Annotated in this window: 1 protein-coding gene; it reads left to right on the top strand. The window is 40.2% G+C overall.

Features of this window, described 5'->3' with window-relative positions; translation table 11 throughout:
• On the top strand, positions 1-154 hold a 154-nt coding region (locus SB717_RS39045; RefSeq protein ID WP_410908647.1), incomplete at its 5' end, for an alpha/beta-type small acid-soluble spore protein.
• Between the last annotated feature and the right edge of the window lie 87 nt (positions 155-241).

Genomic DNA, 241 nt, shown 5'->3' with positions numbered 1-241 from the left:
AGCATTAGACCAAATGAAATACGAAATCGCTCAAGAGTTTGGTGTTCAACTTGGAGCGGATGCAACATCTCGCGCTAACGGTTCTGTTGGTGGCGAAATTACAAAACGTCTAGTTTCACTAGCTGAGCAACAATTAGGCGGTTTCCAAAAATAATCCCATATACGATGGCTTAGAAAGAGCGGGTTTTCCCGCTCTTTCTTTTTGTTGTTCATATTAGTATAAATTCATTTCGACAAAAGC

It is taken from the genome of Priestia sp. SIMBA_032 (assembly GCF_046535215.1).
GTDB lineage: Bacteria > Bacillota > Bacilli > Bacillales > Bacillaceae_H > Priestia > Priestia aryabhattai.
This window is presented reverse-complemented; position numbering and strand designations above follow the sequence as displayed.